The sequence below is a fragment of the Zobellella denitrificans genome, from assembly GCF_002237365.1.
Taxonomy (GTDB): domain Bacteria; phylum Pseudomonadota; class Gammaproteobacteria; order Enterobacterales; family Aeromonadaceae; genus Oceanimonas; species Oceanimonas denitrificans.
Window position 1 is genome coordinate 1 of record NZ_NMUO01000120.1, and the last position, 9237, is coordinate 9237.

At 64.2% G+C, this 9237-nt stretch carries 6 protein-coding genes and 2 rRNA genes; 4 read left to right on the plus strand and 4 right to left on the minus strand.

Annotated features, from left to right (window positions below; translation table 11 throughout):
- Positions 1 to 301: 301 nt before the first annotated feature.
- Positions 302 to 1525, plus strand: a complete 1224-nt coding sequence (locus CGX12_RS17675) for a benzoate/H(+) symporter BenE family transporter (RefSeq protein WP_094041152.1) — start codon at positions 302 to 304, stop codon at positions 1523 to 1525.
- 117 nt (positions 1526 to 1642) lie between these two features.
- On the opposite strand, the gene cysM is transcribed toward CGX12_RS17675, so the two are convergent.
- A complete protein-coding gene (gene cysM, locus CGX12_RS17680) occupies positions 1643 to 2542 on the minus strand; it encodes a cysteine synthase CysM (RefSeq protein WP_094041153.1) in 900 nt (299 codons plus the stop codon).
- Between the two features lie 164 nt (positions 2543 to 2706).
- Here cysM and CGX12_RS17685 point away from each other — a divergent pair, with 164 nt between their 5' ends.
- Positions 2707 to 3060: a DMT family protein gene (locus tag CGX12_RS17685; protein WP_094041154.1), complete on the plus strand. Its 354-nt coding sequence runs from the start codon at positions 2707 to 2709 to the stop codon at positions 3058 to 3060.
- A 15-nt stretch (positions 3061 to 3075) separates the two neighbouring features.
- Here the strand turns inward: CGX12_RS17685 and CGX12_RS20360 are convergent, their stop codons facing one another.
- Positions 3076 to 4866 (minus strand): PAS domain S-box protein, encoded by a 1791-nt coding sequence (locus CGX12_RS20360; protein WP_094041155.1) that lies wholly within the window; start codon positions 4864 to 4866, stop codon positions 3076 to 3078.
- A 291-nt stretch (positions 4867 to 5157) separates the two neighbouring features.
- On the opposite strand from CGX12_RS20360, the gene CGX12_RS17695 reads away from it, so the two are divergent.
- Both CGX12_RS17695 and CGX12_RS17700 read left to right on the plus strand, forming a co-directional pair.
- Complete coding sequence (locus tag CGX12_RS17695) at positions 5158 to 7824, plus strand: bifunctional acetate--CoA ligase family protein/GNAT family N-acetyltransferase (protein ID WP_094041156.1); 2667 nt, start codon at positions 5158 to 5160, stop codon at positions 7822 to 7824.
- Positions 7825 to 7873: 49 nt separating this feature from the next.
- Complete coding sequence (locus CGX12_RS17700; RefSeq protein ID WP_094041157.1) at positions 7874 to 8779, plus strand: aldo/keto reductase; 906 nt, start codon at positions 7874 to 7876, stop codon at positions 8777 to 8779.
- Between the two features lie 119 nt (positions 8780 to 8898).
- Here the strand turns inward: CGX12_RS17700 and rrf are convergent.
- A 5S ribosomal RNA gene (rrf, locus tag CGX12_RS17705) occupies positions 8899 to 9013 on the minus strand.
- 128 nt (positions 9014 to 9141) lie between these two features.
- Positions 9142 to 9237 (minus strand): 23S ribosomal RNA (locus CGX12_RS17710); the annotation flags it as partial.

Consider the following 9237-nt stretch of genomic DNA (forward strand, 5'->3'; position numbering starts at 1 on the left):
GGCCCCCTTTTAAATAGAGAGCTACAGGTCGACAGGCTGGCGCTTTGGTCACTGATCCGGTGCTTGACTGTAACCGTAGATAAAGAGGTAACTGGGCCAACTCCGCCGACACGCTTCAAGCACATCCATGTGTCGCTCGGCACATGCCATCCCTGGCATGTGACGGTCGGCGGAGCCGTTCCCTTTGTCCGCCTATTTGAGCATGGGTGCTACTGGATTGGGCGACTCCGAAAGTTTATCGCGGCCTGATAGAACCCGCTATTTATCCCTCATATTGCTTTATTTTCAGAAGGAGCCGGATATGACCTCTTTTCTGCGCGATCTGTCGCTGCCGGCGGTGGCCGCGGGCTTTCTGGCGGTGCTGGTGTCCTACGCCGGGCCGCTCGCCATCTTCTTCCAGGCCGGCGCCAGCGCCGGCGTGTCCCAGGAGATGATGACCTCCTGGGTATGGGCCATTTCCCTCGGTGCCGCCGTCTCCGGCATGGTGCTGTCGCTCTGGCTCAGGGTGCCCGTGGTCACCGCCTGGTCGGCCCCGGGCACCGCCCTGCTGGTGACCCTGTTTCCCGGGCTGTCGCTCAACGAGGCGGTGGGCGCCTACCTTACCGCCGCCGCCATCACCCTGGTGATCGGCCTATCCGGCAGCTTCGACGCCCTGGTGCGCGCCATTCCCAAAGGCGTGGCCGCCGGCATGATGGCCGGCATCCTGTTCCAGTTCGGGGTGGGTGCCTTCACCGCCATCGACGGCTCCCCCGCCCTGGCCCTCGGCATGCTGGCCGCCTATCTGCTGTGTCGCCGGCTCTGGCCCAAGTACAGCCTGATCCTGCTGCTGCTGGCCGGCATACTGCTGGCGATGGTGCTGGAGGGGGCGTCGCTGGCCGGCCTGCGCTGGGAGCTGGCCACCCCGCAACTGATCCGGCCGGAATGGTCGCTGGCCGCCACCCTGGGCCTGGCGCTGCCGCTGGTACTGGTCAGCCTGTCCGGCCAGTTCCTGCCGGGCATGGCGATACTGCATGGCGCCGGCTACCCGGTCGGGGCCAGGCCCGTGCTCGGCGTGACCAGCCTGGTGTCCCTGCCCATGGCGCTGTTCGGCGGCATCAGCATAGTGGTGGCCGCCATCACCGCCGCCATCTGCGCCGGCAAGGACGCCCATGAGGATCCCAAGCGGCGCTATGTGGCCGGGGTGTTCAACGGCGTCTTCTACCTGGTGGGCGGCCTCTTCGCCGGCACCATAGTGAGCCTGTTCACCTCGCTGCCGGTGGCCTTCGTGGCGGTGCTGGCCGGCCTGGCCCTGCTCGGCGCCATCGGCGGCAATCTGGTGACCGCGCTGGAGGAGCCGAAGGGGCGGGAAGCCGCGCTGATCGCCTTTATCGTCACCGCCTCGGGGCTGTCGCTGTACGGGCTGTCGTCGGCCCTGTGGGGCGTGGTGTTCGGCCTGGCCGCCCACCTGGTACTGAATGGCAGCCCCGGCGGCCGCCGGGCTCCCTGGCGGGAATGGCGGCGCGCCCGGGGGCAGAAAGCGTCCTGAGCCATAAAGCCGGAAGCCGGAAGCCGGAAGCCGGAAGCCGGAAGCCGGAAGCCGGAAGCCGGAAGCCGGAAGCCGGAAGCCGGAAGCCGGCCATCTTCAAGCTTCCAGCGATCGGCTTCAAGCCTGGATGCCGTTGAACACCCCGGATGACAGGTAGCGATCGCCCCGGTCGCAGATGATGGCCACGATCAGGGCATCGTCGACCTGCTCCGCCAGCCGGAGGGCGCCGGCCACGGCGCCGCCGGAACTGATCCCGCAGAAGATGCCTTCCTCCCGCGCCAGCCGGAGCATGGTGTCCACCGCCTCCGCCTCGCCGATGTCCAGCACCTGATCCACCCGGCTCTTGTCGAAAATGCCCGGCAGGTAGGCCTCGGGCCAGCGGCGGATACCGGGGATCTGGCTGCCCTCGCCGGGCTGCAGGCCGACGATTTGTATGGCGGGGTTCTGCTGCTTCAGGTATTGCGACACCCCCATGATGGTGCCGGTGGTGCCCATGCTGGACACAAAGTGGGTGAGCAGTCCCCCGGTCTGGCGCCAGATCTCCGGCCCGGTGGTCAGCAGGTGGGCTTGCGGATTGTCCGGGTTGTTGAACTGATCCAGGATGACGCCCTTGCCCTCGGCGGCCATGCTATCGGCCAGGTCCCGGGCACCCTCCATGCCTTCTTCCTTGCTGACCAGGATCAGCTCGGCGCCATAGGCCCGCATCGAGGCCTTGCGTTCTTCGGTGGCGTTGTCGGGCATGATCAGCACCATGCGGTAGCCCTTGATGGCGGCGGCCATGGCCAGGGCGATGCCGGTATTGCCGCTGGTGGCTTCGATCAGGGTGTCGCCGGGCCGGATCCGGCCCCTGGCCTCGGCCTGGCGGATCATGTTGAGCGCCGGCCTGTCCTTGACCGAGCCCGCCGGGTTGTTGCCTTCCAGCTTGACCAGCACCTGGCTGCGGGTGTGGCCGGCCAGCCGCTGCAAGCGCACCAGGGGGGTGTTGCCGACAAAATCTTCGATGGTGGGAAACTGCATCTTGAACCTTGGTGACATGGCGTTTCCACCAGTTTACCCGCCACCGGGCCCGGGAACCACAGGAACGCGTCGTGATGAAAAAAACCACAGTGCCGGGACGCCACCATCTTGTGCAAGTTTGCGCCAGGCCCGATAATCCGCGCGCCTTATCCGGAGATCATGTCATGAACCCTTTGCTTATCACCATCGGCCTGCTGACGCTCAGCAATATCTTTATGACCTTCGCCTGGTACGGCCACCTGAAGAACATGCAGAACAGCCCCTGGATCTGGGCCGCCTTGATCAGCTGGGGCATCGCCCTGTTCGAATACCTGCTGCAGGTGCCGGCCAACCGCATCGGCGTCCAGGTGGTCAACGTGGGCCAGCTGAAGATACTGCAGGAGGTGATCACCCTGTCGGTGTTCGTGCCCTTCTCCATCCTCTACCTGAAGGAGCCCTTCCGCATGGACTTCGTCTGGGCCGGGCTCTGCCTGCTGGGCGCCGTTTTCTTTATGTTCCGGGAGCGGCTATTCGGCTGAGCCTCCCGGCGGCAGCTATTCGGTCTGCTCGAGCCGTTGCAGGGAATCCGCCAGGCCTTCGATACGCACCTTGGTGTCGCCCAGCAGCCGGCTGATCTCGTCCGCCGAGGCCCGGGAGCGGGCCGCCAGGGTGCGCACCTCGTCGGCCACCACCGCGAAACCCCGTCCCTGCTCCCCGGCCCGCGCCGCCTCTATGGCGGCGTTCAGGGCCAGCAGGTTGGTCTGTTCGGCGATATCGTTGATGGTGCGGGCGATATGCTGGATTTGATCGCTCGAGCCCAGCACTTCCCCCATGGCGTTGTTGGTCTCTTCGATGGTGCGCTTGCGCAGGCTGATATCGGAGCCGTACATCACCACCTTGGCCAGGTGCTGGTTGACATCCAGGATGGGGGTGAAAGTCACGTCGAGCCAGACCACCTGGCCAGCTCCGTCTGGCACTTCCAGATCCCGCTGCAGGCTCCGGCCCTGTTGCAGTTGCTGCCAGCCGTCCTCGCCCAGCAATTGGCGCAACCGCCCCAGGGGCCCCGAGGCCATGGTGGCGTGATCCCGGTGCATCAGCTTGTCGAGCAGGGCATTGGTATAGCTGAGTTCGCCGCCACCGTTCCATTCGGCCACCGCAAAGGAAGAGCCGATGGCCTCCAGCCGGGCATTGAACTCCAGCGCCTTGGACTTGGTCTCGGTGATGTTGACCTGGATGGAGATAAAGCGCTCCAGCTTGCCCTGCTCGCTGAACACCGGGTTGATGGCGAGCGACACCCAGTAGGGGTTGCCCTGCTTGTCGTAGTTGAGAATTTCGTCGTAGAAGGCCTGCTGGCGGGACAGGTAGTCGCGGATCCGCGCCCGGGTGGCCGGATCGGTCAGTTCACCCTGCAGGAAGTCGCCGGGCTTGCGGCCCTGGACCTCGTCCAGGCTGTAACCGGTCAGGCTGCAGAAGCCCGGGTTGACGTACTCGATGCGCCCCTCGGCATCGGTGATGATCACCGAGTTGTTGGTGCGGTTGGCCACCAGTGACAGCAGCCGGAATTCCTCCCGCCGCTCCACCTCGGCGGTCACGTCCTTGAGGAAGGCGGTATAGATGATGCGCCCGTCGAGCTGCACCTTGGACAGGGCCAGGGTGGCCCACAACCGGCTGCCGTCCTTGCGGAATACCGGCACTTCGCGGCTGGTGCCGACGATCTTGTCCTGGCCGGTGCGGCGGTTGGCATTCACATAGTTGTCATGGTTGGGGCGGATATCGTGGGGCACCAGCATCTTGACGTTCTGTCCCAGCACCTCGGCCCGGTCGTAGCCCCAGAGCCGCTCCGCCGCCTGGTTGAAGAAGGTGACGGTGTTGTGTTCGTCTATGGTCACCACGGCGTCGATGGCCTGCTCCAGGGTCTGGTTGATCATCTCCCGCATGTTGTGCTCGGCGGTGATGTCGCGCACGAAGGCGGTGTAGCCGATATCACGGCCCAGTTTATAGCGGGAAAGGGACAGGCTCACCCACACCATCTGGCCGTCCTTGCGCTGCAGCTGTACCTCGCGGCTGGTGCCGACGATGCGGTTCTCCCCGGTGTCCCGGTTGCGGTTGACGTAGCCGTCGTGGGCGGCGCGGATGGCGCCGGGCACCAGCATATTGACGTTGTTGCCCAGCACTTCGTCCCTGCGGTAGCCCCACAGCCGTTCCGCCGCCGGATTGAAGTAGACGACCCTGTTGTGCTGATCGATGCTCACCACGGCGTCGATGGCGTGTTCCAGTGCCTCGCGCAGCCGGCCATTGCCGCTGCGCCCCAGGCGGAAAAATCCCAGATGCTTGCTCCAGCCCATAATGATTATCCTTAATCGTGCCCGCCTGAATAAAACTAGACGCATATGAGAACAACGACCAAGGGCGGCGGAAAAATTAACATGCCCTTGCACGCCCGCCCCCGGTCTCCGGCTTTATCATACTAAAGCAGAACTTGCGGCAAGACAAGCCTTGAACTCGCCCGGGATGCTAGATTCATACCGCCAACCCCTGGAACCTGCTCACACCACTAAAAATGAAATCCGGATCAGTATCTTATAATGTGCTAGAACCACTCGGGCCCAGTCCCCTCATCCACTCAAGGAGTCGCTATGCCGCTGCAAGGACTTGACGCCCTCTTCCGGCCCGCCAGCATCGCCGTGATCGGCGCCTCCCACCGGGACAACGGCGCCGGCAAGCTGGTGATGAAAAACCTGCTGGCCGGCAACTTCAGCGGCCCGGTAATGCCGGTCAACCCCAAGTACGACGCCGTCGCCGGGGTCATGGCCTATCCGGACATCCAGAGCCTGCCACGAGTACCGGATCTGGCCATCATCTGCACCCCGGCCGCCAAGAATCCCGGCATCATCGACCAGCTCGGGCGGAAAGGCTGCAAGGCCGCCATCGTCCTGGCCGCCGGCACCAACGGCGAACAGCTGGCGCAGATGAAAGACGGCGCCCGCCGCCACGGCATGCGCCTGCTCGGTCCCAACAGCATGGGCGTGATACTGCCGCACCTGGGCCTGAATGTGAGTTTCGCCCCCTTCCCCGCCAAGCCGGGCCGCATCGCCTTCGTGTCCCAGTCGGCGGCGGTATGCGCCACCATCCTCGACTGGGCCCGCCACAACGACATCGGCTTCTCCCACTTCATCTCCCTGGGTGACGCCAGCGACATCGACTTTGCCCAACTGCTCGACTACCTGGCCCGGGACCGGCACACCAACGCCATACTGCTGTACATGGACGCCATCCAGGACGCCCGCACCTTTATGTCGGCGGCCCGGGCCGCATCGCGCAACAAGGCGGTGCTGGTGGTCAAGAGTGGCAAGACCCGGATCGGCGCCCAGCTCGGCCACCTGCACACCGGCGGCGACGTGGGGCTGGACGCGGCCTACGATGCCGCCATCCGCCGGGCCGGCATGCTCAGGGTAAGGGATACCCATGACTTGTTCGCGGCGGTGGAAACCCTCAACCATGCCCAGAGCCTGCGCGGCGAGCGGCTGGTGATCCTCACCAACGGCGGCGGCCCGGCGATCATGGCCATCGATACCCTGCTGGCCCGGGGCGGCAAGCTGGCCTCCTTGAGCGAGGCCACCCTGTCGGCCCTGGACAGGGTGCTGCCGCCGGCCTGGTCCCATACCAACCCCATCGACATCGTCGGCGATGCACCGGTGGAGCGCTATATCGCCAGCCTCAAGGTGCTGCTCGACAGCGACGACTTCGACGCCATCCTGATCATGCATGCCCCTTCCGCGGCGGTGAACAGCACCCTGGTGGCCAGGGAGCTTATTCAGGTGATCAAGGAGCACCCCCGGGCCCGGCGCTTCAACATCCTCACCAACTGGTCGGGGGAAACCAGCGTGTTCGAGGCCCGCCGCTGCTTTACCGAGGCCGGCATACCCACCTACCGTACCCCGGAAAGTGCCGCCGGCGCCTTTATGCACCTGGTGGAATACCGCCGCAACCAGAAGCAACTGATGGAAACCCCGGAGTCCGTCTCCGACATGCCGAGCGACGCCGAGACCGTCAAGGCACTGATCCAGGAGGCTTTCCAGCAGGGCCTCCAGCAGTTGGACACCCACGAGGTCAGCCGGCTGATGGCCGCCTACGGCATCCAGACCCTGCCCACCTGGATTGCCTCGGACGCCACCGAAGCGGCCCATATCGCCGAGCAGATCGGCTATCCGGTGGTGATCAAGCTGCGCTCCCCGGATATCGCCCACAAGTCCGACGTTTCCGGCGTGGTGCTCAACCTGCGCTCGGCGGCGGAGGTGGCCCAGGCCGCCGACGCCATTCTCGATCGGGTCCGGCAAACCTTTCCCAGCGCCCGCATCCACGGCCTGCTGGTCCAGCGCATGGCCCGGCGGGCCGGCACCCAGGAGCTGCACATCGCGGTGCGCTCGGATCCGGTGTTCGGCCCGGTGATACTGCTGGGCGACGGCGGCGTCGACTGGGAAGGGGAAGAGCAGGCGGCGGTGGCCCTGCCGCCGCTCAACATGACCCTGGCCCGCTACCTGGTAATCCACGCCCTGAAAAGTGGCAAGGTCAGGGCCAACCGCTCCCAGCAGGCCCTGGACATGGAGGCCGTCTGTCGGGTGCTGACCCAGGTGTCCCACCTTATCATCAACCATCCGGAGATCACCCGGCTCGACATCCATCCCCTGCTGGCCACCGGCAAGGAGATGATCGCGCTGGATGTCAGCCTCAGGCTCAGCCCCTTCGAAGGCGACGGCCAGGCCAGGCTGGCCATCCGTCCCTATCCCAAGGAATGGGAGGAGCAGGCCCGGCTGAAGGATGACAGCCCCATACTGCTGCGCCCCATACTGCCCGAAGACGAGCCGGCCCATAAGGAGTTTGTCGCCCACGTGTCCGATGAGGACAGGTACAAGCGCTTCTTCGCCGATGTGGTGATCGGCCATGAGGAACTGGCTCATATGACCCAGATCGATTACGACCGGGAAATGGCCTTCGTGGCGGTGGCTGGCAACGGCGATATTCTCGGCGTGGTCAGGGCGGTCTCGGATCCGGACAACAGCGACGCCGAGTTCGCGGTGCTGGTGCGCTCCGATCTCAAGGGGGTGGGCCTGGGCCGGCTGCTGATGGAAAAAATCATCCGTTATGCCCGGCAACGGGGCCTGCACAGCCTGAGCGGCATCACCATGCCGTCCAACAGGGGGATGGTGGTACTGGCGCGCAAGCTGGGATTCAAGGTGACGATGCACCTGGAAGACGGCATAGTGGAACTCAGGCTGGCCCTCGACCAGGCCGGTGCAGAATGACGTATAGTTGGCAAAACATCATTATTTTTTCATAACAGGGAGTTCCGCCATGTCCGTTACACGCGTATTAGTCAGCCCCGAAGGCCCCAAGTTTTCCCGCCTGATCATGGGCTACTGGCGGCTGCTGGAATGGCAGATGTCGCCCCAGGATCTGCTCCGGTTTATCGAACAGCACCTGGAACTCGGTATCACCACCATCGACCATGCGGATATCTATGGCAGCTACGGCTGCGAGGCGGCCTTCGGCCAGGCGCTGAAACTCAAGCCCGACCTGCGCGAGCAACTGCAGATCGTCACCAAGTGCGGCATCGCCCTGCCTTCCGCCGCCCATCCCGGCCACCAATTGCCCCACTACAACAGCGAAAAGGCCCATATCATCGCCTCGGCGGAGCAGTCGCTGCGCCATTTCGGCACCGATCACCTGGATCTGCTGCTGATCCACAGGCCCGACTACCTGATGAACGCGGATGAAATGGCCAAGGCCTTCAACAACCTGAAGAAAAGCGGCAAGGTCCGCCATTTCGGCGTATCCAACTTCACCCCCAGCCAGTTCGAGCTGCTGCAGTCCCGGCTGGACTACCCGCTGGTCACCAACCAGGTAGAGATATCTCCCCTCTACCAGGACACCCTCACCGACGGCACCCTGGATCAATGTCAGCGCCGGCATTTCAAACCCATGGCCTGGTCCTGCCTGGGCGGCGGTCGGCTGTTCAAGGATCCGGCCTTCCAGGCACTGCGGGATGAGCTGGCACAGATCGCGCTGGAAGTGGACGCCGCCACCATAGAGCAGGTGGTCTTTGCCTGGGTCATGATGCTGCCCAGCCAACCGCTGCCGATCATCGGCTCGGGCAGGATTGAACGGGTCAGGCAGGCGGTACAGGCCGAGCATATCCAGCTCAGCCGCCAGCAGTGGTACCGCATCCGCCGGGCAGCCCTGGGTCGGGACGTGGACTGACAGCAGAAGCAAACACGCCCCTCGCCTCGCCGAAGTGGGGGGCTGCTGCAAGAGCGGCTCTGGTCAGCCGAAAACACAAAAAACCCCGACACTTTCGTATCGGGGTTTTCCAATTGGGTGCCTGGCAGTGACCTACTTTCACATGGCAGCTGCCACACTATCATCGGCGCGGGTGCGTTTCACTTCTGAGTTCGGCATGGAGTCAGGTGGGACCACAACGCTATCGCCGCCAGGCAATAAACTTTCAATCCGGAAAAGCGACCGCCAGGGTGGGCGGACATGTAGAACATGCAGGAGCAATGTTCTGCCTGATGAATAATCCGTTCTCGATACCGCAAGGTCTCACACTTCTTGGGTGTTGTATGGTTAAGCCGCACGGGTCATTAGTACAGGTTAGCTGCACGTATCGCTACGCTTCCACACCCTGCCTATCTACGTCCTAGTCTCGGACGGCCCTT

Coding starts and splice junctions, on each gene's coding strand:
- CGX12_RS17675 (WP_094041152.1), top strand. CDS start 302: ATGACCTCTTTTCTGCGCGATCTGTCGCTGCCGGCGGTGGCCGCGGGC.
- cysM (WP_094041153.1), bottom strand. CDS start 2,542: ATGCAGTTTCCCACCATCGAAGATTTTGTCGGCAACACCCCCCTGGTG.
- CGX12_RS17685 (WP_094041154.1), top strand. CDS start 2,707: ATGAACCCTTTGCTTATCACCATCGGCCTGCTGACGCTCAGCAATATC.
- CGX12_RS20360 (WP_094041155.1), bottom strand. CDS start 4,866: ATGGGCTGGAGCAAGCATCTGGGATTTTTCCGCCTGGGGCGCAGCGGC.
- CGX12_RS17695 (WP_094041156.1), top strand. CDS start 5,158: ATGCCGCTGCAAGGACTTGACGCCCTCTTCCGGCCCGCCAGCATCGCC.
- CGX12_RS17700 (WP_094041157.1), top strand. CDS start 7,874: ATGTCCGTTACACGCGTATTAGTCAGCCCCGAAGGCCCCAAGTTTTCC.